Source organism: Sphingopyxis sp. (genome assembly GCF_965227415.1).
Classification (GTDB): Bacteria; Pseudomonadota; Alphaproteobacteria; order Sphingomonadales; family Sphingomonadaceae; genus Sphingopyxis.
Genome location: NZ_OZ245749.1, coordinates 2,008,472 through 2,032,425 on the forward strand (window position 1 = coordinate 2,008,472; position 23,954 = coordinate 2,032,425).

General features: G+C 65.7%; 27 protein-coding genes and 1 pseudogene. 5 read left to right on the plus strand and 23 right to left on the minus strand.

All coding sequences use genetic code 11. From position 1 onward, the window contains the following. Positions 1–39 precede the first annotated feature (39 nt). On the plus strand, positions 40–876 hold the full coding sequence (locus tag ACO055_RS09835) for a JAB domain-containing protein (protein ID WP_422062368.1): 837 nt from the start codon (positions 40–42) through the stop codon (positions 874–876). Here the strand turns inward: ACO055_RS09835 and ACO055_RS09840 are convergent. From ACO055_RS09840 to ACO055_RS09915, 16 genes are all read right to left on the minus strand, one after another. After that, the gene (locus ACO055_RS09840) at positions 852–1,289 is read right to left on the minus strand and encodes a hypothetical protein (protein ID WP_037557578.1); all 438 of its coding nucleotides are present in this window, start codon (positions 1,287–1,289) and stop codon (positions 852–854) included. The genes ACO055_RS09835 and ACO055_RS09840 overlap by 25 nt on opposite strands. Next, the gene (locus ACO055_RS09845; protein WP_422062369.1) at positions 1,286–3,298 is read right to left on the minus strand and encodes a conjugal transfer protein TraG; all 2,013 of its coding nucleotides are present in this window, start codon (positions 3,296–3,298) and stop codon (positions 1,286–1,288) included. Before ACO055_RS09845 ends, ACO055_RS09840 begins: the two co-directional genes overlap by 4 nt. Positions 3,299–3,313: 15 nt before the next feature. After that, positions 3,314–5,059, minus strand: a complete 1,746-nt coding sequence (locus ACO055_RS09850) for a relaxase/mobilization nuclease domain-containing protein (protein WP_422062449.1) — start codon at positions 5,057–5,059, stop codon at positions 3,314–3,316. 219 nt (positions 5,060–5,278) lie between these two features. After that, on the minus strand, positions 5,279–5,995 hold the full coding sequence (locus ACO055_RS09855; protein WP_422062370.1) for a lytic transglycosylase domain-containing protein: 717 nt from the start codon (positions 5,993–5,995) through the stop codon (positions 5,279–5,281). Further along, positions 5,982–6,308: a DUF736 domain-containing protein gene (locus ACO055_RS09860; RefSeq protein ID WP_054586773.1), complete on the minus strand. Its 327-nt coding sequence runs from the start codon at positions 6,306–6,308 to the stop codon at positions 5,982–5,984. Before ACO055_RS09860 ends, ACO055_RS09855 begins: the two co-directional genes overlap by 14 nt. Continuing rightward, positions 6,305–6,895 carry a S26 family signal peptidase gene (locus ACO055_RS09865; protein ID WP_054586772.1) on the minus strand — a complete coding sequence of 197 codons (591 nt, stop codon included), beginning with the start codon at positions 6,893–6,895 and terminating at the stop codon, positions 6,305–6,307. The genes ACO055_RS09860 and ACO055_RS09865 overlap by 4 nt, the downstream gene beginning before the upstream one ends. Continuing rightward, complete coding sequence (locus ACO055_RS09870; RefSeq protein WP_054586771.1) at positions 6,892–7,437, minus strand: DUF2840 domain-containing protein; 546 nt, start codon at positions 7,435–7,437, stop codon at positions 6,892–6,894. Before ACO055_RS09870 ends, ACO055_RS09865 begins: the two co-directional genes overlap by 4 nt. Beyond that, entirely contained in the window at positions 7,437–7,679 is a 243-nt protein-coding gene (locus ACO055_RS09875) for a helix-turn-helix transcriptional regulator (protein WP_054586770.1), read from the minus strand. Before ACO055_RS09875 ends, ACO055_RS09870 begins: the two co-directional genes overlap by 1 nt. 102 nt (positions 7,680–7,781) lie before the next feature. Next, positions 7,782–8,111, minus strand: coding sequence for a DNA -binding domain-containing protein (locus ACO055_RS09880; protein ID WP_054590054.1), 330 nt, complete (start codon positions 8,109–8,111; stop codon positions 7,782–7,784). Positions 8,112–8,187: 76 nt separating this feature from the next. Then, a complete protein-coding gene (locus tag ACO055_RS09885; RefSeq protein ID WP_419722551.1) occupies positions 8,188–8,571 on the minus strand; it encodes a transcriptional regulator domain-containing protein in 384 nt (127 codons plus the stop codon). 122 nt (positions 8,572–8,693) lie between these two features. Next, a complete protein-coding gene (locus ACO055_RS09890) occupies positions 8,694–9,008 on the minus strand; it encodes a DUF736 domain-containing protein (protein ID WP_054590053.1) in 315 nt (104 codons plus the stop codon). A gap of 313 nt (positions 9,009–9,321) precedes the next feature. Continuing rightward, entirely contained in the window at positions 9,322–9,615 is a 294-nt protein-coding gene (locus tag ACO055_RS09895) for a hypothetical protein (RefSeq protein ID WP_054586769.1), read from the minus strand. Continuing rightward, a complete protein-coding gene (locus ACO055_RS09900) occupies positions 9,616–9,753 on the minus strand; it encodes a hypothetical protein (protein ID WP_158213641.1) in 138 nt (45 codons plus the stop codon). It lies immediately after the preceding gene. Between the two features lie 123 nt (positions 9,754–9,876). After that, a complete protein-coding gene (locus ACO055_RS09905) occupies positions 9,877–10,041 on the minus strand; it encodes a hypothetical protein (protein WP_164499240.1) in 165 nt (54 codons plus the stop codon). A 451-nt stretch (positions 10,042–10,492) separates the two neighbouring features. Next, complete coding sequence (locus ACO055_RS09910; protein ID WP_054586768.1) at positions 10,493–10,813, minus strand: DUF736 domain-containing protein; 321 nt, start codon at positions 10,811–10,813, stop codon at positions 10,493–10,495. A gap of 254 nt (positions 10,814–11,067) precedes the next feature. Beyond that, positions 11,068–11,499, minus strand: coding sequence for a hypothetical protein (locus ACO055_RS09915; protein WP_054586767.1), 432 nt, complete (start codon positions 11,497–11,499; stop codon positions 11,068–11,070). A gap of 293 nt (positions 11,500–11,792) precedes the next feature. Here ACO055_RS09915 and ACO055_RS09920 point away from each other — a divergent pair, with 293 nt between their 5' ends. After that, positions 11,793–11,984 carry a hypothetical protein gene (locus ACO055_RS09920; RefSeq protein WP_422062371.1) on the plus strand — a complete coding sequence of 64 codons (192 nt, stop codon included), beginning with the start codon at positions 11,793–11,795 and terminating at the stop codon, positions 11,982–11,984. 253 nt (positions 11,985–12,237) lie between these two features. On the opposite strand, the gene ACO055_RS09925 is transcribed toward ACO055_RS09920, so the two are convergent. The 7 genes from ACO055_RS09925 to ACO055_RS09955 form a co-directional block, all read right to left on the minus strand. Next, on the minus strand, positions 12,238–13,146 hold the full coding sequence (locus ACO055_RS09925) for an SGNH/GDSL hydrolase family protein (protein ID WP_084758128.1): 909 nt from the start codon (positions 13,144–13,146) through the stop codon (positions 12,238–12,240). 39 nt (positions 13,147–13,185) lie between these two features. Continuing rightward, entirely contained in the window at positions 13,186–14,793 is a 1,608-nt protein-coding gene (locus ACO055_RS09930; protein WP_422062372.1) for a long-chain fatty acid--CoA ligase, read from the minus strand. A 37-nt stretch (positions 14,794–14,830) separates the two neighbouring features. Continuing rightward, entirely contained in the window at positions 14,831–15,772 is a 942-nt protein-coding gene (locus tag ACO055_RS09935) for an alpha/beta hydrolase (RefSeq protein ID WP_058814412.1), read from the minus strand. Between the two features lie 11 nt (positions 15,773–15,783). Then, positions 15,784–16,956, minus strand: a complete 1,173-nt coding sequence (locus tag ACO055_RS09940) for a serine hydrolase domain-containing protein (protein ID WP_054586760.1) — start codon at positions 16,954–16,956, stop codon at positions 15,784–15,786. After that, positions 16,953–17,864 (minus strand): ROK family protein, encoded by a 912-nt coding sequence (locus tag ACO055_RS09945; RefSeq protein WP_231732801.1) that lies wholly within the window; start codon positions 17,862–17,864, stop codon positions 16,953–16,955. The genes ACO055_RS09940 and ACO055_RS09945 overlap by 4 nt, the downstream gene beginning before the upstream one ends. An 11-nt stretch (positions 17,865–17,875) precedes the next feature. Next, on the minus strand, positions 17,876–18,982 hold the full coding sequence (locus ACO055_RS09950) for a glycoside hydrolase family 68 protein (protein WP_234715714.1): 1,107 nt from the start codon (positions 18,980–18,982) through the stop codon (positions 17,876–17,878). A 98-nt stretch (positions 18,983–19,080) separates the two neighbouring features. Then, positions 19,081–21,204 carry a TonB-dependent receptor gene (locus ACO055_RS09955; RefSeq protein ID WP_054586758.1) on the minus strand — a complete coding sequence of 708 codons (2,124 nt, stop codon included), beginning with the start codon at positions 21,202–21,204 and terminating at the stop codon, positions 19,081–19,083. 129 nt (positions 21,205–21,333) lie between these two features. Here ACO055_RS09955 and ACO055_RS09960 point away from each other — a divergent pair, with 129 nt between their 5' ends. The 3 genes and pseudogenes from ACO055_RS09960 (at position 21,334) to ACO055_RS09970 (ending at position 23,883) form a co-directional block, all read left to right on the plus strand. Beyond that, the gene (locus tag ACO055_RS09960) at positions 21,334–22,803 is read left to right on the plus strand and encodes an MFS transporter (protein ID WP_054586757.1); all 1,470 of its coding nucleotides are present in this window, start codon (positions 21,334–21,336) and stop codon (positions 22,801–22,803) included. Between the two features lie 87 nt (positions 22,804–22,890). Then, positions 22,891–22,965: pseudogene (locus ACO055_RS09965) on the plus strand (LacI family DNA-binding transcriptional regulator); the annotation flags it as partial. Positions 22,966–23,019: 54 nt separating this feature from the next. Beyond that, positions 23,020–23,883, plus strand: coding sequence for a substrate-binding domain-containing protein (locus ACO055_RS09970; protein ID WP_411342304.1), 864 nt, complete (start codon positions 23,020–23,022; stop codon positions 23,881–23,883). Positions 23,884–23,954 lie beyond the last annotated feature (71 nt).

Sequence of the window (23,954 nt, forward strand, 5' to 3'; positions counted from 1 at the left end):
CTGGCGCGAACGCTCGGCAAGGACAGCCCGGTCGGCGCGATGCTCGTCGCCGCACGGTGCGCGACATTGGAGGCCATGCGCGAAGAGCTGAGCGGTCGCGGCATCGACCCCGACAATCCCAAATTGCTGCGTTATCTCAGGGCATCGATGGGCGCGCTTCCCGATGAGGCGCTGCGCGTGCTGTTCCTTGACCCGTCGCATCGCCTCATCGCGGATGAACAATTACAGCGCGGAACGCTCGGCCATCTCGCAATCTATCCCCGCACGATATTTCGGCGAGCGATCGAACTCGACGCCGCCGCGATCATTCTCGTACATAACCATCCTAGTGGCGACCCAGCGCCCAGCCGGTGCGATATCGAGGCAACTGAACGCCTGGCTACGATCGGACAAGCGCTCGACGTCGAGGTGCTGGAACATATCATTGTCGCGCTCCGAGGGCATCGGATGATCCTCCGGGGACGACCTGCCTCCGGTCGGACGTCTTCGCCCGGCACGCTACTTCGCGACAGAATTGCCGATTGGCGGAACTCACCCGATGCCGAGTTGGCGCTCGCCAACGCGCAGCGCGTATGGCGGCGGCGCCTTCTGCGCCGACAACTTGTCGGCGCAGAAGGCCTGTTCGGCGAACCGGCTTGGGATATGCTCATCGATCTCTTCATCCATGAGGCAGCGGCGAAATCAGTATCGACCAGCTCGCTTTGTATCGCGTCGGGCCTTCCGAGAACGACGGCCCTCAGGCTGCTGCAGCGCCTTTGCGACGAGGGACTGTTGGCGCGGGAGCCGGATCGCCACGACGGAAGACGCAATTTCATCCGGCTGGCCCCCGATCTCGTGCAACGCCTCCTGGCCTATTTCGCGGCGGGCGACGAATGATCGCCGTCCACGTCGCGGGACAATTCGTCGCCAAGCTTCGGCCCGAGCTCCATCCGGCGGCTCAGCGAATCGACAAAGGCCTCCCACCGTTTCTTGCCGGTCACCTGCGCCGCCCGGAGTGCCGCGTCGGGGAGCGGGGGATTGTTGATCAGCCAGGAGCGGACGAACAGCGCGAAGCCTTCGTTCGACAATTCGACATGCCATTCTAGCCGGTCGAGTTGCCGCGACAGCCGATCGAGCCGCCGCGTCAGCACGGCCTCAAGCCGCTCCTCATGATCGGGCGTGAGCAGAGATGCGAGCGCCGCCTCGACGATGTCGGTGCGCGTGATGCGGCGGCTGCTTGCGCGCTCGTCGAGCTGGCGCGCCAGCACGCTATCGATCCGAAAGGTCCGCTTGACCGACGACTTCCTCATAGTTCGATCCCGTCGTCCGGATCCTGCGACGCGAGGCGTGCACCGCGGCGCATCGCCCGGTCGACCGCCTGCCGATCGCGAGCAGGGTCTTCGTCCCGCTCTTCAGTCGCAAAGTCGAACTCGCTGACTGCCTGGCCAGGCTCAGGAGCGATATTCTCATGGTCGGGTATCGCTGGCTCCTGCCGGATACCGCTGTTGGCCTCGGTGCCTTCCTCTTCGTCCTCCGCCTCCTCGACGGTCTCTTCGTGCTTCACGGTTTCAATCGTCTCGCTTGGCAGAGTTACAGGCGGGGCCAAGGCGCTCCAGTCGTCGGAACGACATTCGCCGACGTCTAGCGGCGCGGGCGGCGGCAGGATCCGCGCCATGAACCGTGTGTCGGTATAATATCGAGCCTTGCTCGCCCGGATCGGCGCGACGCCGGCGACCATGACGATTTCCTGATCGGGCGGTAGCTGCATGACTTCGCCGGGCGTCAGCAGGGCGCGGGCGGTTTCGGTCCGCGAGACCATCAGATGGCCAAGCCAGGGCGAGAGCCGGTGTCCGGCATAATTTTTCATTGCGCGCATTTCGGTGGCGGTGCCGAGCGCGTCCGAGATCCGCTTGGCCGTCCGCTCGTCGTTTGTCGCGAAGCTGACGCGGACGTGACAATTGTCGAGGATGGCGTTGTTCTGGCCGTAGGCCTTTTCGATCTGATTCAAGGACTGGGCGATCAGAAACGCCTTGATCCCATAGCCAGCCATGAACGCCAGCGCGCTCTCGAAGAAATCGAGCCGCCCCAGTGCAGGAAATTCATCGAGCATGAGCAACAGCCGCTGCGACCGCGCCCGCGGATTGAGTTCCTCGGTGAGCCGCCGCCCGATCTGGTTGAGGATCAGGCGAATGAGCGGCTTGGTGCGGCTGATGTCGCCCGGCGGCACGACGAGATAGAGCGAGGTCGCCGTCTCTCCTGCCACAAGGTCGGCGATGCGCCAGTCCGACCGCCGCGTCACCGCCGCGATGACGGGATCGCGGTAGAGTCCGAGGAAGGACATGGCGGTCGAAAGCACCCCCGAGCGTTCATTGGCCGACTTGTTGAGCAGATCCTGCGCGGCTGCGGCAACGACGGGATGGACCCCGCCTTCGCCGAGATGTGCGGTCGTCTGCATGATGCGCAGGGTCGTGGCGATACCGCGCCGCGGATCGGACAGGAAAGCCGCAACCCCCGCGAGCGACTTGTCCTCTTCAGCATAAAGGACGTGCAGGATCGCGCCGACGAGAAGCGAGTGGCTTGTCTTCTCCCAGTGGTTTCGCTTCTCGAGGCTTCCTTCCGGATCGACAAGCACGTCGGCGACATTCTGCACGTCGCGCACTTCCCATTCTCCGCGCCGCACCTCGAGGAGCGGATTATAGGCGGCCGATGCGATATTGGTGGGATCGAACAGCAGGACGCGCCCATGCTGCGCCCGGAACCCCGATGTCAGCTGCCAGTTCTCGCCCTTGATGTCGTGCACGATGCAACTGCCCGGCCAGGTGAGCAGTGTCGGCACGACAAGGCCCACGCCCTTGCCCGACCGCGTCGGCGCGAAGCAGAGGATATGTTCGGCGCCGTCATGGCGAAGATAGGTCCGGCCAAAGCGCCCCAAGATGACCCCGGCCTCGCCGAGCATGCCGGCGCGGCGGATATCGCCAGCCTCGGCCCAGCGCGCCGAGCCATAGGTTTCAGCGCGCTGCCGCTCGCGGGCGCGCCACACCGACATCGCGATCGCAACGATGATCGAGATGAAGCCACCCGACGCCGCGATCATGGCGCCGCGGTAGAAGATCGGCGGCGCATAGGCATCATAGGCAAACCACCACCAGAAGAAGGCGGGCGGGGGATAGACCGGATAGTCACCAAGACGAAACCAGGGCGCGCCGAGCGCCGGCTGAAATCCGAGCGCGGCGGCAGTCCACTGGGTTGCCGCCCAGACCGCGAGGATCACGATCGCGCCGACGGCGGCTATCTGGCCCCAGAGTATCTTGTCGTTCATGCGGAAGCTGTCCTTCTAGATGCCGATGCCCCGGCCCAGCGCCCAGTCGACCGTGCCGCCGGGCGACATGGTGCCGGTGATATGCTGGCCGAGGTGGCGGTCGAGCGCGGGGCGCCAGGGAACGAGCTGGAAGCCGAGCCCGTCGTCGATCATCGCGAAGCGCCCCGATGCGAGGGTGACGCGTTCGCGGTAGATGCCGCTCACATACTCCCCGGCAGCCGAGGGTTTCGCGGCAAGGCCGGTCCGCTCGGCGATCGCGGCGGTGGCGGCCTCCAGCTCACGCGAGGCTAACTTGTCGATCAGCCCCGGCGGCAGGGTCAGCCGATCGCCGGCGCGCGAGGCCAGTCCCTCGCTCACAAGATGGCGCGCGCGTTCGTCCATCGCCTGGCGAATTTCGAGACCGAAGCCATTGCCGCATGCGACGGGTTCGCGGGCGACGAGTTGGCGGTCGAGCCAGGTCGCGCCGGGCGCGACCACCTGCGAAGCAAGCGGCAGGTCGGAGCGGGTCGCCAGCGATATCTGATCACGCCCCTTGCCGTCCTCCCACCGGCGCAGTTCGACGATCGCGCCGGGCCGCGCGTCGCCGGTCATCTCCATGTCGCCGAAGCGGATGTGGTGGGTGCGCCCGTCGGCGCCGTCGACGATCGCATAGGCGCTGCCCGCGAGCTCGTCATGGAGGCCGCGCTCGACCAGTCGGCCGATGATCGGACCGCCGGGCGCCCCGTCGTGGAGCGCGAGCGCAGCGGGATCGAAGCGTCCTCCATCGCGGGTGAGCGCCCGATGCATGGTCTTGATGATATCGCCGCGCGCCGCGACCTCGCGCAGCGCCTGTTCGGCGCCCGCGTCCATCATCCAGAGCCCGGCGCCCCTTCGCTCGGCGAGCCCCATCGCCTCGAGCTTCGCGGCGCGGCCAACGAGTAGGCCATGCATGCGCCGATCGTCGCCAGGCGCGGGCCGCAGATCGATCGCCCCGCCCATCTCGTCTGCCATCCGCTGCAGCCGGGCATCGAGGCTCGTCCAGCGTTCGGCATCGACCTCGCGCGTGAGCGAAGTATGAATTTCATGCTCGCTCCGCGGACCGAGCTCGAGCGTCACAAAGGTCTCGGCGCGGCCGCGGATCCCCGCAGCGATATAGCCGCGGTCGATGACGAGATCGGAGCCGTCGTCGGCAATGCCGCGCACGAGAATATGGACGTGCGGATTGTCGGTATTCCAATGGTCGACCGCGACCCAGTCGAGGCGCGTATCCAGATCTCTTTGCATGTCGGTCAGAAGATCTCGGGTGAAGGTTCGAAGGTCATCGAGATCGGCCGCGTCCTCGGGGCTGACGATCAGCCGGAAATGATGCCGGTCCTCCTCGCAGCGCGCGGCGAACGCGTCGCGGTCGGCGGCATCGCCATCGGCATCGAACATGATGGCGTCGCGTCCGTCGCGGGTGACGCCTTCCCGCTCGAGATAGGAGATATGACGCGCCAGCGGCGCGGCGCGAAACCGCGCGCCTTGGTGGCGGACGACGCGCGCCATGACCGTGACGCGCCGGGCGCCAGGCTGACGGCGCATCGCCGCCATGGCCCGCCGGCCCCGTCCATGCGTGCCGGTCCCGCCGCCAGCGCCGCGGCCAGGCCGCGAGCGGGTGTAGCCCGACCGCGAGGCTGCTTTGCGCACCTGTGTAGCGAGCCGCTTGCCCTTGCCTGCCGACCCTGCCCCGCGATCGCGGCTCCGTCCCGGCCTGATGCGGAAATCATGGTCGTCACCGCGCATCGGGGGCGGTGCCATACGAAAAGTTGGGAGAAAACGGCGCGTTCAACGCGATGATATGGCAGATTTCGGCAGAGCCATACGCGCAAACCCGCAGAAAACCGACCATGGAGTGCCCGAAGCTGGCACGGCTTTTATCTTGCGATCCCCCATTTCCCTTCCAGCAAGATCCTGCTGCTCCCGAACCGCGGCATCCAGCAAGGCTGATCCACCGGCGAGACATCAGCGGTCCCGCGCGGTGGAGAGCGAAATGAAGAGCGACGCAGCCGGCGCGGAAGACGGCGCGGCGGCTTCGGGCGCCGATGCGGAATGCGCACCCTCGAGGTCGTCGCGGCGCCCGGCGAAGATCGCCGCATCCCGCCAGCCATGCGAAGGCCTTGGCGCCGCGGCGGCATTTCTAACGCCGTTGACGCTGTCGGCGCCATGTAGTTCGGGGGCGATCTTCGCGACATAGGCGACGGTTTCGGCGGGCAAGCCGCGGCGGCCCGATGCATAGGCATCGGCGCGCCCAGGTCCTGCATTATAGGCGGCGAGCATCAGCGCGATGTCGCCATAGCGGTCCCACATCGCGCGCAGATAGGCCGCACCCGCAAGGATGTTCGCGCGGGGGTCGAAGGGGTCCGGGCCGAGCCGGTGGCGGGCGGTCAGCGACGCCCAGGTTCCGGGCATGATCTGCATCAGCCCCATCGCTCCCGCATGCGAAACCGCGCCCGCCCTGCCCCGGCTTTCGGCGTGCATCACGCGCCAGATCCAGAGTTCGGGAATGGCGAAACGCTGCGCCGCTTCGGCGACCGGCGCGGCATAGGGATGCTCGCCCGGCTGCACCGCGGCGACAGCCGGCGTGCATAAGGGCTGCACGACGAAGGCGCCGACAAGCGCAGCGCAATGCCATGCGGGTCGATTGCCGCGCAGGCGGCGCATGCGCTCACTCGCCGTCATCGCCGCGGATCCACCGGATCGAATATTTGCGCTTATCGGGAAGTCTCTGGGTCAGATGAGCGTAGAGCGGAGCCGGGAGGCCCGGGTCGTCGATCATGATCTCGATGTAGGGATGGCCCGCGAGAGTGCGGTTCCAACCCGCGCCAATTTCGGCTTCGTTGGCCGGATTGCCGACCAGGATGCGCCAATCGGGATCGTCTTCGCCGCCGAAGTCGGGCAGGCTCTCAAGGGTGATATGAGCTTGGTAGGCGACGGTCTCGATCATCCCCGAGAACCCGTGCGAAGCGCTTCCGGTCAGCGTTCCGATGATCATTTTTCGCGCTCCCTTTTGCCGTTGGCAGAATCGTCAGAGGTGTCTCCACCGCGCCTGCGAAGCGGCGCGGCAGCTTTCGAGCGGGTGAAAAGCGGATGCGCGGTGCCGATCAGCCCGGCAGCGGGCAGCGGCCCGAAATAGCGGCCGTCGAGGCTGTCGGGTGCCGCGTTGAGGAGAAAGATCTCGCCGCGCCCGACGGTCCGGCAGCCGGTCCAGACCGGCAGCGAGCGGTTCGCCCGGTCGCGCGCCAACGCGCGGGCAGCCCCCGCTCCGTCGACGGTGACGAAGGTACCCGAACGGCAGACGAGCGCGCCGGGAATCGCGGCGACGCGCTTCAGGAGCGGCACGCCGCGCGGCAGATAGCCGCGCGCGGATAGGAAGCCAGCGAGCGCCGGCGGCGGGTCGATGACGACGAGGTCGCCGACCCGCGGCGCGGCATCCGCGTCGATCCGGTAAAGGCCGATCGGCGCGCTGGCGCTCGCATTCCAGAGCAGGCGCGGCGCGGGCTTCGCCCATTCGACCGCGACGAAGAGCGTGCCGAAAAGCGAGACGGTCGCTACCGTGAAGGACAGGATCCGGCGGTTCATGATCCGACCGCCCGGCGGCGAAGCCACGCCGTGTGGCGTTCGAGCGAATAGGGCCGGAACGGCAGGCCGGCTGCAATCCGGTTGCCGATGTGGCGCCAATGGTCGGGCGCCGCATCGCAGGCGTCGATGCCGACGGCCTCGACCGCATCGATCGCCTCGAGCGCCTTCTGGACCTTCGGCCAGCCGTCGATCCGCGCCAGTATCTCGGCGCCGGGTCTGACGAACGGCAGCGTCGAATGGGACTCGCCCGGCGCGACGGCGAGGGCGATGGCGATGTTCGAATGGATGGTGCCGAAGTCGTTCGACGTCCAGCGGACGAAAGCGAAGACCGCGCCGGGACGGAAGGCCGCGACGCGTGTCCGGCGGCTCAGGATGCGCTCGGCAGCAACGCGGCCGAAGCGGATCCATTGTTCGTGCCGGCCTTCGATCCAAGTCAGTTCGACCTCGGTCGACGCACCCTGCGGCGGCGCCGCAATCGCGCGACCGCTGCGCGGCGAAAGCCCCGGCGACCCGAGCGCCGCATCGAAATCGATGCGGCGCATCAGCGCGGCTCTCGCCGCGCGGGACGCACGATGCCGCTGCCGGGATCGGACGTCGAGGTGCGGCGGCCGAGCTCGACCCAGGCGTCGAGTTCGTCGATCGCGTAGACGACGCGGCCCCCGAGCTTGCGATAGACTGGCCCCGTTCCATAGACGCGATGCTTCTCGAGCGTCCGGTGCGAAAGGCCGACGCGCCTTGCCGCCTCGGGCGTGGTGAGAAAGCGTGGAGGGTGACCGGTCGTCATGGGGTGCTCCTTCCAGCCGCCGGACCTTCGAGAGCGGGTCGGCGGGCGATGTCGCGTCATGGCGCGGCGCAGGACGCACAGGGGAGCGGCTCAATTCCGACGTTACTTTTGTCGCCCCGGCATACCCGCGAGCAGCGCGCGGTAGCCGCCGGCGGCCAGCGACTCGGCTTCGCGGATCAGGCGCTGGGTCCGCCGCCGTTCGGGCGAGGCTTTCCAGGCCGCGCCGCGGCCGATGGTCATGCGCGGATAGACGAGGCGGCAGGCGACCTCATGGCTCGTGACGCGGGCGCCTTCGCGGAGGTCGAGTATCGCGAGCAGCAGGTCGAGCCGCTGCGCCTGGTAGAAAGTCGGCGACGCTGCGGAGGGTGAAGGAGCCGCCCCGCGCAGCCATCGATCGAGATCCTGAACCGCTCGGAGCCGCGTCCCGGTCATGCCATCGAGCGGGATGACGGCGGCGAAAGAAGCGCGTTCCGGATCGCCGCGCAGCCAGATCCGGTGAAGCGCGCCCTCATGCGCGAGAATGTAATGGCGCCCGCCCGCCGCGGCCCGGTGAGCGACACGCCGCTCGACGATGCACGAACCCAGTCCGCAGCCGAAGACCGGCGCATCTGGGAGGGCGGAATGCGCGGCATCGACGATGACGACATAGGGACAGGCGGCCGCCTCCCAAAAGGCCGGTGCCTCGAGCGCCGGCAGGCGCGGGTCGACCGGGAAAGCAGAGGGCCCATCGCCGGGCCATCACCTCCTGCAACGCCGGACCCGCGTCAGGGTCCGTCATCACGCTCTCATAGTCGCGGCGATAATCCGGGCTGCGACGCAGAAATTCCTGCGCGTAGCCGGGAAAGTCGAGGCGCGGCCGCCGGTCATCGTCTTGCCTCCCTTTCCGCGCCATGACCGCCTCCGTCCGAGGCAGCAGAATTGGCGAGCGAGCCACGACCGCCAATTCCAAGAGGCGGGAATCCCCATCCCCATAAATGGGTATCCCGCCCGGCGGCGCCGGGCGGGTCCTGCGGCTCAGTCGCCGCGCCGCGTCTGGCGGCTCCAGACGAGGTCGTGCTCGCCATCTTCGCCCGCGAAGAGCTGTGCGAAGATCGGCGCGGTGAAGCTCGGATCGTCGAGCTTGACCGAGAGGTAGGGGCGCTGATCCTGCGTCAGCTTCTCCCAGGCCGCACCGACCTCGACATCGCCGATGAAGACACGGTGGCTCGGAGCATTGCCGCTGGGGTCTTTCTCGGGCGTGATGCGAACCGATTTCGCCTGCACCGAGAGGGTGGTGATCTGACCCCGATATTCGCCGGAGACTTTCTTGAACGTGCCGATCCTGGCCATGATGCATTCCTTCCTTGGCTCGGGCCGCACCATCGCGGCCTCGATGCGCATCGACCGTCGGCGGGGGGCCGGGCGGGCAGCCGCAGGCCCGCAGCGAAGCGGAGGACCGCGCCGGCGCGTCTTTCTTGTTTCGCGAGGAACGGCGGCACGCCGGGGGAAGAAAGTCGCGACCGGCGCGGTTGCGCGAGGCCGGATCAGCGAAGCGGCCCGCCGACAGATGGCGCATTTCGAGAGGCCGTGATGATGCGGCTCGGCGGAGGGATGTGTCGCCCGGTCGACAAGCAAGTCGGCGATAGCGAAGGGCAATGAAGACCTAGGCCTGCAACTCCGCTCGCGCGATGCCATTCCCCGGCAGCACCAGATCGCGCCAACTGGCGAGCCCGGTGAGGATGGCGACAAGGACGGAAATGCCGCGATCAGCCCATGGCTCGAGGTCGGCCAGCTCCGCAAGCGCGCCGCCCGCCTGATATCCTGCAGCCGCGGCCGTGCCGGCGAACAGCAAGACGACGCAGAAGCGAACAGCGAAGGGCGCACTACTGCCAGCGACGTACCGACCGAACGCATGGACCGAAAATCCCGCCAGCAATCCCGCGGCCAATATCGTCATTCAGCCAAAGCCATGATCGCGCAGATAGAAGGCAAGCGCGAGGCCGGTAAAGAGCGGCAACGCGTATTTCGCACAGCGAAGGAGCAGGAGCAGGGCGTAGACTATGGCTACGCCGCCCAGGATCAGCATCAGAGTCATGACCGTCCTCCATCCGGACGCGCCCGCCACCACCTCCTCAGCGCAACCTGCAATAAGGACATAGCAAAGGCCGGCTCGGGGTTGAACCCGAACCGGAACCAAGTTGGACGTAATCCCCGGAGGTTAGCGGGCGAACGGGTCATATTCGCAGACGATCGTTTCGGGGTCGCCGTCGAACTCGTCGAGCGGCATGACCGAATAGCCGGCGCCGGTCTCGACGAGGATGATTACGGTCATCATCGTCCGGGCGAGGTTCCAGCCGAGCGATTGGGCGGTGGTAAGCGGCATGGGATCAACTCCTGTCCTTGGGAGCGGGCCATTCCCGCTCGACAGGCGCCCCGCCGGACGGGGACAGGCCGCAATCACCGCGAGCGCAGCCGCGGCCCGAGCGAAGCGTGGGGACCCCGAAGCGGGTTGATTGAAGGAGGCCTGGCCTCGGCCAAGGGATCAGCGGCAATCGAGAGCGGGAATGGCCCGCTCCCATGCGGCAGAGCCCCACGCCTTCCCCGCCCCAGCCGCACGGCCCCGTCCCGGCCCCACCGAGCTTCCAATGGCGCCATAGCGCGGCGCACCGTCCGTCCTGTTCCAACCGACCGGAACGAAAAGCGCAGGAACGAATCCACGGGAAGGAAGCCCGGTACCCCCCGCCTTATGGCAGCACAAAAAGGACGGCCCGTCGGACCGCCCTTCGATGTCTTGCAGCGATCGGCTCCGCCCGAAGGCGGAGCCGGGGATCCCGTCAGGCCGGCGGGTTCCAGATGATGACCTTTTTCATCGGGTCGTCGCCAGGGGCGTTGGCGACATTGCCGTAGATGGTCCCGAATTCGGGGGCCGACATCGTCACCGACACATATTCGGCGCCGTTGCTCTGCGAGAAGCGCTTCCAACCGGCGCCCAGTTCGAATCCGTTCTTGCGGCTGAGGATGCGATAATCAGGCTCGTTTTCCTTGATCTTGCGGCCATTCGGCACGATCGCGATCGGCGCGGTGACGTTGAGGGTGGCCAGCGTACCTTCAAAGCTGCCGTCGGCCTTGACGTGGAGATTGGCGATGGTGGGCATGAACTTTCTCCTTCGGTTGCTCGGGGACTTTCCCGATGGCGCCGGAAGAAGGGACCGCGAGCTGCCGTCACCGAGCGGCACGCGAGGGCGAACCCCGCATGGGGTTGACGGCCAGAGGCGAGCCGGGCCCGCAGAAGGGCGACAGGAAGGGACAGGCCTCGAGCGACGGAGACAAATGCCCTCACGGCCATCGAGGGACGGGCACCGACAGAATTGGCGGGCCACTCCCAACTACCGCTCCCGATTCCGTTCGATCAGTCGCAGCGATGCGAGCCCCAATATTTGGCCCACTGCGCCGTGAGACCGCTGCGGACCATCGCGCAGGAGACATCGCCCGAGCGGGGCGACGTGCAGAAGGCGGCGGTACGGGTGCCGCCGGCCCCGCCGCGCGACACACAGCGCATGGCCGGCCCGCGAACAAGAATATGGCCCGTCCGGTTCCGCCCCTGCGGCTCCCCCAGCAGACGGGCGAGATGATCGCGCGCCGCTATGGGGTCGGCATCGGGACAGGGATGGCCTGCGCTGCAGCTGCCATCCATCTCGCGCGCCGCGACGCCCGAGAGACGGACATGCGGCCCTTCGGCGCACCAGATCGGCCCGTCGCCGTCCCACACTGCGAGCGGAGTACATGTGAAGGACTGGCCGGACGGAACGACCGAGGCGAGCAGGAACAGAGCGAACATCAACCCGCCCTAACGCTGAGGATCGACCGATTCAAACGCCCAAACCGACCCAAGCGCCAAAGGATGGCGCGAAGCGCCCACAAGAAACGCGCTCTTGGCGAGCCCGCCGCCGGGCGGCGTGCGCGCGGGCTTGGGGGCCAGCCGCCGCCCGGCAAGGATGGCGAGCCAAGTGCGCTGCGCGGCCAGAACATCGCGCGGCCCCTGGCGCCGCGTGCCGGCGCCAGAGCACGCCCAATCGAGCCGCGCTCGATCCGGCAGCGGCAACTGCCCGGCGTTCAACTCTTGGAGCGAATGACGTGTCGCGGTTCGCCGCACAGGCCGCATGGGGCTTTCGACAATTCGAAGCCGCGAGCACCGCCGGCAGCCTGCGTTGCGGTGCCGGCCTGCGCAACGGACGAGAGATCGAGCCGATCCGCGATGCATTCGTCGCAGAGTGGCGTTCCGTCCATGCGCCGGACCAGCGCCTCGACACGTTCTGCCGTTGTTGATCTTGTAGCCATGCGTGTGCCGTAGAGATGTATCGGGATTCGCGAAAGCCACGAGCGTGCGACTGCTAGTGGCCGGAAGGAGACGGTCTGCTTTGAAGAGGAAGCTTGGCTTAGCTGACGCACAACATCGACAAATGATGGCAATGAATAATGCAAGCGGTCCTGTGTAACCGACATCCGCAAAACGCTTTTTCGGACAGGAATTAGTCGGCATCTAGCGGTTGAACGACGCTCTTGCGGCGCACTGTCCTGACTACATACGCGATGTCAGTATATGCTCTATCTGCTCCGCCGTCGCCGCTGCTCCAGCCCTGGTCGGATGAAAGGATGCGCCTTCCGGCGGGGCGAGATCGTAGGTCCAAGGTTGCGCTGAGCATGCATCATGGCCGCTTCCGATCGTCGCCATGTCAACCAACACTGCGCCGCTCTGGTGAGCGGTTTTCCTCGTCGCTTCTGCCAATCTCGCGGCCACTCCGAGCGACGACCTGACTTGCTGCTGCGTGAGGTGCAGTGCGTCGCACGTGCCATTTTCAGGCAAAACCGGTGGATAGGTGACCACAACTACCAGCGCTTTGGGCGACCGCCGGCGTATCGCCGCAATGGTCGCCACGATTTCGTTTTGCACGGCAATGAAATCTTGTTGCTCGGGGTATGTTTCGCCACCCGACATGGCTGTGAGCCAGCGCATGATACCGCCGCGATTGCGGTAGCCGGCCGAGACGAGACTTCCGATGTAGCCAATGTCGTTTCCGCCGACGGTGAGGGTTACCAGCCGGGTGTTTGCGTTGATCGGCGCGATCTGCGGGCCTTGGAAAAACTGTCCGCCACCCACCAGATGTTTGACGGTCGCGCCCGAACAGCTCATGTCGACGAGCGATAGACCGGCAGACCGCGCAAGCTGTTGGGGATAGCCGTTGACACTCCGCTGGCATGCTAACGGAGCGCCCGGCGCCAACTCGCCCAGACCGAGTTCCGCGGCGAACGAACTTCCCAAGGCGACATATTCAGGGTTTCCGACCGGCTTGCGATGGCCTTGATACATCATGATCCCAAGGACCGCCGTCGCGCCCAGCGCGAGTAACAACGCCGCTCCAACAATCGATCGTTTCAGACCGCGGGGCATGCTCGGTTCTTTCGCCAATACCGGATGTTCGTTCGTCATAGGGCGGCGCGACACGTGCGACGGCGACCTCGGACGCGCCTAGGCTGCTGATAGCGGAGCGACCGAAAGACAATCCGCGTAACGTCCGCGCAAAGCCTTCTTGTCGATTTTGCCCGTAGCGGTGAGCGGAATGTCGTCGAAAATGACCCGGTCGGGCAGCCACCAGCGCACAAGCCTGGGCTCGAGCCAGGCCCGAACAGCCTCCTCATCCAAGACGGATTCGGGCATGCGCTCGATGACGAGGAGCGGCCGTTCCTCCCACTTGGGATGAAACACGCCGACAACGGCCGCGATTTTGACGCCGGGGCAAGCGACGGCGACATTTTCGATGTCAATCGAACTGATCCATTCGCCGCCCGATTTGATGACGTCCTTCTTCCGGTCGGTGATGCGCATAAAGCCATTCGCATCTACAGTGGCGATGTCGCCGGTATCGAACCATCCGTCGGCGTCGAGCGCACTGACCGACTGCCGGTAATACCGTTCCAGAACCCAAGGCCCACGGACGAGCACGTTGCCTGCCGCGACACCGTCGTGCGGCAAGTCCTGACCATCATCGTCGACAATCTTGAGCTCGACGCCGAACTGGAGCCGGCCTTGCCGCGTCCAGATGATGTCGTTCATTTCATCATGGCCTAGCGCTGCAACCTTGGGCGTCGGCGTTGCGAGCACGCCGAGCGGCGACATCTCGGTCATGCCCCAGATCTGGCGAACCTTGACGCCATATTGGGTCTCGAACGTCTCCGCCATCGCGCGCGGCACGGCCGACCCGCCAATCACGACACGCTCGAGCGTCCCCGTGTCCTCGCCCGTGCGGGCGAGGTGATCGAGATACATGGTCCAGATTGTCGGCACGCCGCCCGAGAAGGTGACGCCCTCGGACTTGATCAGCTCTTGCAGGCTCGCTCCGTCGAATTTGTCGCACGGAAATACGAACTTCGCTCCGTTAATCGCTCCCGCGAATGGGAGGCCCCAGGCCGTCGCGTGATAGAGCGACTGGCACGGCAAGATCACGTCGAAGGCAGAGAAACCGAGCGCGCCCGACAGACCGGCGACAAGCGCGTGCAGCACCACCGAGCGGTGCGAGTAGAGCACGCCCTTCGGATCGCCGGTGGTGCCCGATGTGTAGCAGAGAAAGGCCCCGCTGTTCTCCTCGAGGTCGGGCCAAAGGGTTGTCCCGGAAAATTCAGCGATGCGCCGATCATAGTCATCCCCGGTCAGCATCACGAAATGCTCGATCGTATGGAGCGCGGGTTTCAGCCGCTCGACGATCTCGTGCAGATTGGCGTCATAGAGAAGCACCCGGCTTTCGGCATGGTTGATCGTAAATGCGATATGTTCGTCCGGGAGCCTCGGATTGGCGGTGTGGAGAACAAGCCCCTTCCCGGGCGCAGCAAAAAACAGTTCGAAATGCCGGTGCGTATTCCAAGCGAGCGAGCTGATCCGGTCCCCCGGTTCGAGGCCGAGGCTCATGAGCCACTCGGCCCCCGCCGCCGCTCGCGAGAGCGCACCCGCATAATCGTAACGAAAGAGCTTGCCGTCGCAGTCCTTCGATACGATCTCGCGATCGCCGTGCGCTGTCGCTGCAAAGCGCAATATCTGCGAAATGTTGAGCGGCAGGTTCTGCATCAAACCCGGGATTGTCATCTAGCATGTCCTCAACCTGATCGCGGCCAGCCGCAGTCTACCCATTCGCCAGCAAAGCTTGCAGCCGCGCGACGACCTCATCGGTCGCCTCGGCGGCAGCCGGTATGATCCCGGCAAAATGCACGAAACCATGCGTCAGATGATCGAACTCCAGGAGTTCGGAGCGAACCCCCGCATCTCGCAGGCGTCCGGCGTAGGCAACGGCCTCGTCGCGCAGCGGATCGACCGATAGGACGACCGTCAACGCACGCGGCAAGCGCGAGAGATCGTCTGCCTTGAGAGGCGAAAGGCGCGGATCGGCGGTGTCGGCGCCCTGCGCATAATCGGCGACACACACCGTCAGACTCGCGCGGCGGAGCGTCGGATCAGCGTCGCGAACGCGGGACGGATAGTCATTCTCGCCGGCGTCGAGGTCGACGGCCGGGTAGAGCAGGAGCTGTGCATCAAAGGGCCGTCCCTCTTGGGGCTCGTCGCGCATAGCGATGCAGATTGCGGCCGCTAGATTGCCGCCGGCGCTATCGCCGCCGATGATCGCTGGCAAACTATCACCGCCGAGGGACGACCGATTGGCGGCAATCCAGCGCGCGGCCGCGAGGCTGTCGTCAAATCCCGCCGGGAAGGGATGCTCGGGGGCGAGACGATAGCTGCTGGCCACCACCACCATCGAGAGATCCCGGCATAGCCGGCGGATGGTATGATCGACGGTGTCGAGGTCGCCGATGGCCCAGCCGCCGCCGTGAATATAGTGCAGCGTCCCCGTCGGCTCGGTCGATGGACGGTAAATCCGGAGTGGGACCTTGGCGTCGCGCGTTTCGATCTGCCGGTCTTCGATCGAAGCAACGTCTATGCGGCCGCCCGGCCCAACGATCATCGGGATCATCGCGGCAGCCTGCGCCCGAAGCGTCGGATAGTCGACGGGCCCCGGCGGCACGGAAGGCAGTTGGTCGACAAGTTGCTGCAATACTGGGTCGAGCGCCACGATAAACTCCGTCAATAAGTTGGAATGGAAAGGCCGAGGATGCGCGCCAGCGCATCGACGACGCGGTACACTTGTGGGTCCCTGACGCCGGGTTGGCCGGTGCGGTTGCGGACATAGGCAAAGCTGACACCCGAGGATGGGTGGGCAAAGGCGAGCGAGCCCCCCGCCCCGTCATGGCCGAACGATCCCTCGCCGAGCATCGGCTGGATCGCCCATGGCAGCATGAGGCCCGCGCCCCAGGTCGGACCGGCGAAGTCCTGACCGAAAGGCGTTCCCGAAGACACGGTACGACAGGCGTCGCGAAGGCAATCCTCCGAAACAAGCGGAGCCTGACCGACGCTACCGATCGCCTTCGAATAGAGCCGCGCGAGCGAGCGCGCGTCGGCGACACCATTTGCGCCCGCCAGTTCGACGCGCTGCACGGCGGGATCGTTCATGGCGTCGGCGAGACCGCTCATCCGCGCGGGGAAAAGGCCATTCAGCGATATCGCGCGCGCTGCGATCGATGACGGGTCAAGTTCGGGCGTGTCATATTCGGCCGGAACCTCGACGGCGGCAATGGGCGACTGCGCGTCGCCGCTGCGGCCAATCTGTATGTTGAGTTCCAACGGCCCAGCAAGATTGGCGCGGAACCATTCTCCGATGGTCTGGCCGGTCACCCGCCGCATCAGTTCCGACGTGATCCAGCCCACGGTGATCGCATGATAGGCGTGTGCCGTGCCCGGTTCGAACAGCGGAGCTTCCGCCGCAAGCCTTGCTGCCATCGCGGCTATATCGGCCAGGCCTGCGATCGTGATCGGTCCGCTTATCAGGGGAACGCCAGCCTGATGTGCGAGCGCCTTGCGGACACTGATATCGCCCTTGCCGTGCGCCGCGAACTCGGGCCAGTAGTGCGCGAGCGGCAGATCGAGATCGATCCTGCCGTTCGAGACCTGCGACAGGACGCACAGTGCCGATATTCCCTTGGTGACCGAGAAAACGGGGACGGCGGTATTGCGATACCAGGGGGTTTGATCGCTGGCATCTGCCGAGCCGCCCCAGAGATCGAGCACCGGCTGGCCGTCACGATAGATGGCGCAGGCGGCCCCGCGTTCGCCGCCCTCCTGGAAGTTCGCTTCGAATGCGTCGCGGCACGCCGCGAATTGCGGATCGACGGTGCCCTGAATTTGGGAACGGTTGGTCAAAATTTTCCCTCCTTGGTTCGGGCATCGATCAACACGGCTTCGCCGAGCGCGACGGCGCCAAGCGGCCCGGCCCGGTCTCCGAGCGCCGGAAGCGTGACCAGATCTTCGGCCGCGTCGCCCGGGACGAAGGGAAGATAGCCAGCCAGGTCCGCGACGACATGCTGCCAGGCGCGTTCGAGCAGAAAGGAGCGGCCCATGCCGATCCCGCCGCCTATCAGGATTTTCTGCGGGCTCGTTACCAGCAGAAGAGCACCGATCAGCTGGGCCAGGTCGTGCGCGACAAACGACCAGCGCGGATCATCTGCCCGTATTTCCTCGCCCGCCCTGCCGAACCGCGCCTGCAGCGCAGGACCCGACAACAGGCCCTCGATGCAGTCGCCATGAAACGGGCAGCTACCCGAAAACTCGTCGCCGTTTGCGCGCCGCAATCGGAGATGCCCGATCTCGGGATGGAGCGCCCCGTGCACGGGGCGCCCTCCGAGCAGCAAGCCCCCGCCGACGCCGGTGCCGAGCGTCAGATAGCAGAGGCTGTCGAGGCCCTGTCCAGCGCCCCAGCGCCATTCGGCAAGGGCCGCGGCATTGACGTCGGTATCGATACGCCACGGGCAATCCGCGACCGCGCCCAGCGCACCCGCGATATCGGCTCCGCTCCAGCCTGCCTTGGGCGTGGCGAGCATTGTGCCAAAATCCGTTGCACCCGGATCAAGCCGCAGCGGACCGAAAGAAGCTATTCCGAGCGCGGCAAATCCTTCGCGCCGCTTCCACCCTTCGAGCGTGTCGACGAGGGCGCCGAGCGTTTCATTTGGCGTCGTCGTCGCAAATCGCGCGCTCGCCAGAATCTCGCTCCCGCGGGCAAGGACAGCCAGCGCTTTCGTCCCCCCCAGTTCGATGCCGGCGATTGTCTTCATAGGGACCATAGCTATCGCGCGATCCCTGCCTTGTCGCCTGCCAGCCACAGATGAACGAACGGCGCAAACGCGCCGCCGAAGTTCCGGTCATCGCCGCCGCTCCAGTCATCGACAAAGCTCGTGACGGACAAGTCGGGCAGTACGAACCAGCTATAGGCCTGCGCCGGCGCGGCTTCGGGATTGGCGAACACCAGCCCGCTACCATTGACCGGGCGCCAGCCCTCGAAGAGCGCGGGGGATACCATTGCGTAGAGCCCGGTCGGGCCGGCAGGCCCCGACGGCGCAAAAACATGACGCTGCGTCGACCAGAAGAGATAATAAAGGCCGGCGTGGAAAATGATGTGCGGTCGCTCGAGTTCGTTGTTGAGCGTGTCTGCGCTGACGATCGGCGGAAGGAGGGTCCAGCCCTGCTCGCCGCATTGTCGGCGAACAATTCCGATGACGCCGTTATATTCGGACCGCGAGCGCGCCTGCGATCCCGCGAACAGCAGATAATCATCGCCTCCCGCCGGATCACGGAAGAAGGCCGGATCGCGGAACGCCTTGATCTTCCCGACCTCGCTCGGGCCGCCGCAGGTGGACATATAATGCTCGAGGTCGATCGGGACGATTTCTTCCAGCTCGCGCCAATCGCCAAGCCTGGGTGCCTCGCCCGACAGGTCGAGCGTCGCCAACGCTGAAAATAAACGCTGCTCGAAGGTCAAAATCTGCTCGCCGCGACGCCCGGTAGCGGTAAAATATAGGGCGACGGTCGCAAGGTCCGCGGAAGCGACGGCCGACCCCGACCATTCGCGGCTACCGGGTGAAAAGCCGTCTGGCATGGCCGGCCCGAGGTGCCGCCATCCTTCCGCGCTGTGCAGCAGCAGGTGGATGCGTGCATGCCCGTGGCGCTCGTCCGGGTCGGCGAAGCGCGGCGCGCCGAGTGCCATCCACAGCTGCCTGCCACCGGCCAGGATGATCGGCTTTCCGGCCTCGTCCTGCACAGGCCAGGCGTCCCAGACGCCGAGATCGGGAGCGATCGGTGCGAAATCTTCCTCGCTGAGCAGCGGCGCCCGCAGAACGGGCGCTGCGTCGATCGCCTCGATATGATCACCCGTCCAGCGAGCCGGAACCATCATGATAATTTCACTCTCAAATATTCGAAAACCGGACGGACGCGCCGTCGAACATCGGAATCAAATGAGGGGGCGAGCGCCGCTGCGCTCGCCCCTCCTGATCAATCGATGGTGGTGCGCAAGCGCAGGCCGATGGTGCGCGGATAAGGTCCGGCGAGCAGCAGACTGTTGCGAACGAAAGACGGACCGCGTTCGTCGGCGAGATTCTCGCCGAAGATCGAAAGTTCCCAGCGGTCCGTGCGGATTCCCGCACTGGCATTGTAGAGCGAGTAGGGCCGGACGACATAGCCGTCGTACATGACCCGGCTGCTGGTGCGGCTGGCCGCACCGTTGAGGAAGAAGCGCAGGTCGCCGCTGCCGAGCGGCCGCTCGAAATCGGCATCGAGACGATAATTATACTTCGCTGTGCTCGAGAGGCGCTCGCCATTGGCGACGTTGGGAAGCGAGGCGGTGACGGCGGGATAGATGTCGCGGAATTCGCTGTCGTTCCAGTTGGCGACCGCGCCGAGATTGAGGCCATCGATCGGGGTGCGCCACCGCGCTTCGAGATCGACCCCCGTCGTGCGGGCTTTGCCGACGTTCGCGAACGCGGAAACGCCGAACGGCGTGAGACCGAATTGCAGATCCTTGAAGTCGATGCGGTAGACGTTGAGCCCGAGCTGGACGCGGCCGTCGGCGAGCTTCGCCTTGATGCCCGCCTCATAGTTGGTGAGCGTATCGGGAGCGAGCGCGATCGAGGACGGAATTCCCGAGGCCTCGACCAGCGAGGCCTGGAACGGCGTCTGGGTAATGCCGCTCCGGAATCCCGTGCTGACCGTCACGAAGGCGGTCAGATCGTCGGTCGGGAACCAGGAAAGGTTCGCGCGCCACGTCACCTTGTCGGGTTTGGTTTGCCCCGAGCCCGTGCCGGTCAGGATCGAGTCCGCATCGAAGCGTCGATTGTCCTTGTAATAGCGGATGCCGACCAGCGGCACGAGCTTGCCGCCGAACAGATCGTAGCTGATTTCGCCGAAAGCGGAATAGTTGCGGGTCCGCGTATCGTTGAACCCACTGATGGTGAGCGCGGTCAAGTTGGCATCGAAGCTGAAGAGCGCCTTAGCATTCTGGTAGAAACCGCCGACCAGCCAGTGGAACGGACCATCGCCGTTCGAGCGAAGCTGGATTTCCTGCGCGAAGCTGCGCGCATCATAACCGTTGAAGAGCGCGCCGGTGCCGAGCGGTCCGAAGGTCTGTCCGGTCAGATAGCCATATTCGGCATCGAGATAGCTGGTCGAACTGCTGAGGATCGCGGCGCCGGCGTCATATTCGACCGACACGCTGTAGAGATCGAAATTCCCGTTCTCATATCCGCGCGTGGTTCCGCTGAACCACTGCTGGGCAGGCTCAAGCTGGTTGATGCTCTGCGTATAATTCTGGCGCGGTTCCCAGTGCGCGGCCTGCGCCCGGATGCGCAGCGCGTCGGTCGGCTGCCAGAGCAGGACCGCCCGCACGTCGCGGTTGGTGACGTCGTTGGCATTCTTGAACGACGGCCCACCGGTCGCCGGCGTCTCGCTGAAGATATCGACATAGCCGGCACGCTTGTCATAGCCGCCGCTGATGCGGATCGCGAGCCGATCCTTGATCAGCGGCACCGAGATCGCTGCCGACACCCCGTAGTTCAGCGCGCTCGCATCATCCATCTTCGCGATCGTCGCCTCGCCGCGCATCTCGAAATTGTCGAGATCGGGCTCGCGCGTATGGTAGATGATCGTGCCCCCTGCCGAACCCTGCCCATAGAGTGTACCCTGCGGCCCGCGCAGGACCTCGATGCGGTCGATATCGATGAAGCGGAGCGGCGGCGCGATCGGCGAATTGGGAATCGCGAAGGGAACGTCGTCGATATAGTAGCCGATCGGCGAGTCGCCGATGCCGCCCGCGGCTCCCACGCCGCGCAGCGAGAAGGTCTTGATCACCGAGCCGACCTGTTCGCCCGGCGAAGCACCCGGGATCGAGTTCACAAGATCGGTCGTCTCGCGGATTCCGCGCTCTTCGAGCTGCTCGCCGCTGAAGGCCTGGATCGCGAGCGGCGTGTCGATCAGCGACTGCGAGCCCTGGCGCGACGCCGTCACGACGATGTCGCTGTCACTGCTTTCCGTCGTGGAAGCTGCATCTTGCGCCATCACCGGAGTGATCAATGCGATATGTGCAATGCCGGTAAAGGCGGCGGCGGTCAGGCGGCGTGTCATAGGTCCTCTCCCCATAAGCTGCGAATCCGCGATGGAATACGCAATCGATTGCGTGCGGTTTACGCAATCGATTGCGCAGTTGTCAACTCTCTGTTACCCGGCGGCAACGAATGTAGGTGGAGAGCACGCATGACAGGACCGACCGACCTTCCGAAAGGCGCCAAAGTCGGCACTTCGACGAAGCTTTATTACGGGAGCGGTCAAGCCGTCGACGCCATCGTCCAGGCGATCGTCAACACCTTCCTCCTCTTCTATCTCACCGCCGTATGCGGGATGTCGGGGGCTGCCGCCGGCAGCATTTTCCTGATCTCGCTTGGCGTCGACGGGTTGCTCGATCCGTTCATCGGGCGGCTCTCGGACAATTGGCGGTCGCGCTGGGGCCGCCGCCTCCCCTTCATGACGATCGCGCTTCCGCCCATGATGATCGCCTCGGCGCTGCTGTTCACGCTCCCCGCCAATCTCGCCGGCGGCGCCCTCTTCGCTTATGTGCTGGCGCTCAACATCGTCCTGCGTGTCGGCCTGTCGGTTTTCGCGCTCCCTCATTCGGCGCTGACCGCCGAACTCAGCGACGATTATGGCGAGCGCTCGATTATCAGCACCTACCGGGCCCTGTTCATCGTGCTGGGCACCGCGGCCGCGCTTCTCCCCGCCTTCGGCTTCCTGTTCGCCGAAGACGGCGCGCTCCAGACCCGGCCGCCCTACCAGTGGCTCGGGCTCATGACCGCCTGCCTGATCGGCGGGTTCGGGTCGGTCTGCGTGGGGGGGATCTTCAAGACCGTGCGCAGGCTGCCGATGCCGCCCGGCGAGGCGACGGGCACCGGCTTCCTGTCGGACATGGCACAGCTGTTTCGCAATCCGTCCTTCGTGCCGATGTTCGGCGGCGCGGTGCTGGTGCTGGTCGGCCAGGGCGCGACGACGGCGCTCAACCTTCACGCGTACCGCTATTTCTGGGAGCTGCCGACCGCCTATATGCAGCTGCCGCTGCTCGTTCTGCCGCTCGGCATGCTGCTCGGAACCCTCGCCGCAGGCCTCTTGCTGCGGCGCATCGAAAAGCGCGACGGCGTCGTCGGCGCGATCACGCTGCTCGGCGTCTACCAGATCGTCATCACACTGCTCGCCGTCACCGGCGTCATTCCCGCGGGGTCGATGATCGCGGTCGTTCTCGTCGCGATCAGCGGCTTGCTCTTCGGCGGCTGCGGCGCGCTCTGCTTCGTCTGCTTCTACTCGATGATCGCCGACGCGGTCGATGAGCATGATCACCTCTTCGGCGTGCGCCGCGAGGCCCTCTATGCCGCGGCGCTGATGGTCGGAGCCAAGGCTGCCACCGGTCTCGGTGCCTTCCTTTCCGGACTCGGTCTCCAACTCATCGGGTTCGTGGCGCCGGCGAAAGCGAGCGGGATCGTCCCGCCGGATATCGCCACGTCGGTGGGTCTCCTATGGGGCCTCGGCGGCGCGCTGGTCGTGCTCGCGGCCATCCCCTTTCTTCGGCGATACAGGATCGATCGGTCGCATCATGCGGCGGTCCTCGAAAGCCTTGCGGCGCGCAACGCCGATCACAACACGGCACCGAATTTGACGCCGGACCTTGCGCAGGCCTGATCGGCGGTGCAATCGATGGCGTAACGCAGACGGGCGAGTGGAATGGAACTGGAAAAGGTGCGCCCAAAGTCGGGCCGGGCAGTCAAGATGACGGACATTGCGCGGATCGCGGGGGTATCCTCGTCGACCGTGTCGCGGGCGCTTGCCGATCATCCCACCATTCCCGAGGCGACGCGAAATACGATCCAGGCGCTGGCGAGAGAGCATGGCTATGTCGTGAACCGCGCCGCGCGGAACCTGCGCCAGAGCCAGACGCAGACGATCGCCGTCGCGGTCCCGCTTGGCCACGAGCGCGAGCAGCTGATTTCAGACCCCTTCTTCCTGCGCCTGTTCGGACATCTCGCCGACGAGATTTCGCAGCGGCGCTACGACATCCTGCTCGTGCGCGAGCCCTCGCCCGACGCGCATTGGCTAGGGCGCCTCGTTCAGTCGCAGCGCGCCGACGGCTTCATCATCGTCGGGCAGAGCGACCAGCATCAGGCCCTTAACCTTGCGGCCCGCGACTACCGCCCGCTGGTCGTCTTCGGTTCAGAACTGCCAGATCAAATCTATTGCTCCGTCGGCTCCGACAATTTCGAGGGCGGCCGGCTTGCCACGGACCATTTGCTCCGATCCGGCCGCAGGCGCATCCTGTTCCTCGGTCCCGCCGAACTGCCGCAGATCGACCTCCGGCTGGACGGTTACCGGCAGGCGATCGGCGATCATGGCCTGTCGGTCGACGAGAGCTTCGTCCTGCCCGCGCATTTTACGGGACCCTCGGCCCATGACGCGGTGCGCGATCTTCTCGCGCGGGGGGTGGAATTCGACGGCATCTTTGCGGCCTCTGACGGCATCGCGCTGTCCGCGATCCGCGCGCTTGAGAGTGCAGGCATGCGCTGCCCTGACGACATCTCCGTCGTGGGTTTCGACGACAGCGATCTCGCCTCGCAATCCCATCCGGCGCTAACCACCATTCGGCAAGATGTCCCCGGTATCGCGGCGACGATCGTCGATCATCTGTTTCGACGGCTGGAAGGGGAAGGCACCTATTCGTCGACGCTGCCGGTGAGCCTCATCCTCCGGGAATCCGCTCCCGGCTGAAAACACAGATGGCCGTTTGCGGTCAGTCAGCTTCGGATCGCAGTCACACGATAGCTGCCGTTCGTTGCCCG

Bases quoted from the DNA above. Each gene is read 5' to 3' on its own strand.
- ACO055_RS09865 (WP_054586772.1), bottom strand. From the start codon at position 6,895: ATGAACCGCCGGATCCTGTCCTTCACGGTAGCGACCGTCTCGCTTTTC.
- ACO055_RS09905 (WP_164499240.1), bottom strand. From the start codon at position 10,041: ATGCCGCTTACCACCGCCCAATCGCTCGGCTGGAACCTCGCCCGGACG.
- ACO055_RS09860 (WP_054586773.1), bottom strand. From the start codon at position 6,308: ATGATCATCGGAACGCTGACCGGAAGCGCTTCGCACGGGTTCTCGGGG.
- ACO055_RS09895 (WP_054586769.1), bottom strand. From the start codon at position 9,615: ATGACGATATTGGCCGCGGGATTGCTGGCGGGATTTTCGGTCCATGCG.
- ACO055_RS09835 (WP_422062368.1), top strand. From the start codon at position 40: ATGCTCGTCGCCGCACGGTGCGCGACATTGGAGGCCATGCGCGAAGAG.
- ACO055_RS09870 (WP_054586771.1), bottom strand. From the start codon at position 7,437: ATGCGCCGCATCGATTTCGATGCGGCGCTCGGGTCGCCGGGGCTTTCG.
- ACO055_RS09910 (WP_054586768.1), bottom strand. From the start codon at position 10,813: ATGCCCACCATCGCCAATCTCCACGTCAAGGCCGACGGCAGCTTTGAA.
- ACO055_RS09880 (WP_054590054.1), bottom strand. From the start codon at position 8,111: ATGACCGGGACGCGGCTCCGAGCGGTTCAGGATCTCGATCGATGGCTG.
- ACO055_RS09875 (WP_054586770.1), bottom strand. From the start codon at position 7,679: ATGACGACCGGTCACCCTCCACGCTTTCTCACCACGCCCGAGGCGGCA.
- ACO055_RS09900 (WP_158213641.1), bottom strand. From the start codon at position 9,753: ATGACTCTGATGCTGATCCTGGGCGGCGTAGCCATAGTCTACGCCCTG.
- ACO055_RS09890 (WP_054590053.1), bottom strand. From the start codon at position 9,008: ATGGCCAGGATCGGCACGTTCAAGAAAGTCTCCGGCGAATATCGGGGT.
- ACO055_RS09950 (WP_234715714.1), bottom strand. From the start codon at position 18,982: ATGATGGTTCCGGCTCGCTGGACGGGTGATCATATCGAGGCGATCGAC.
- ACO055_RS09845 (WP_422062369.1), bottom strand. From the start codon at position 3,298: ATGAACGACAAGATACTCTGGGGCCAGATAGCCGCCGTCGGCGCGATC.
- ACO055_RS09850 (WP_422062449.1), bottom strand. From the start codon at position 5,059: ATGCGCGGTGACGACCATGATTTCCGCATCAGGCCGGGACGGAGCCGC.
- ACO055_RS09855 (WP_422062370.1), bottom strand. From the start codon at position 5,995: ATGACGGCGAGTGAGCGCATGCGCCGCCTGCGCGGCAATCGACCCGCA.
- ACO055_RS09960 (WP_054586757.1), top strand. From the start codon at position 21,334: ATGACAGGACCGACCGACCTTCCGAAAGGCGCCAAAGTCGGCACTTCG.
- ACO055_RS09840 (WP_037557578.1), bottom strand. From the start codon at position 1,289: ATGAGGAAGTCGTCGGTCAAGCGGACCTTTCGGATCGATAGCGTGCTG.
- ACO055_RS09925 (WP_084758128.1), bottom strand. From the start codon at position 13,146: ATGACGAACGAACATCCGGTATTGGCGAAAGAACCGAGCATGCCCCGC.
- ACO055_RS09945 (WP_231732801.1), bottom strand. From the start codon at position 17,864: ATGAAGACAATCGCCGGCATCGAACTGGGGGGGACGAAAGCGCTGGCT.
- ACO055_RS09930 (WP_422062372.1), bottom strand. From the start codon at position 14,793: ATGACAATCCCGGGTTTGATGCAGAACCTGCCGCTCAACATTTCGCAG.
- ACO055_RS09885 (WP_419722551.1), bottom strand. From the start codon at position 8,571: ATGGCGCGGAAAGGGAGGCAAGACGATGACCGGCGGCCGCGCCTCGAC.
- ACO055_RS09955 (WP_054586758.1), bottom strand. From the start codon at position 21,204: ATGACACGCCGCCTGACCGCCGCCGCCTTTACCGGCATTGCACATATC.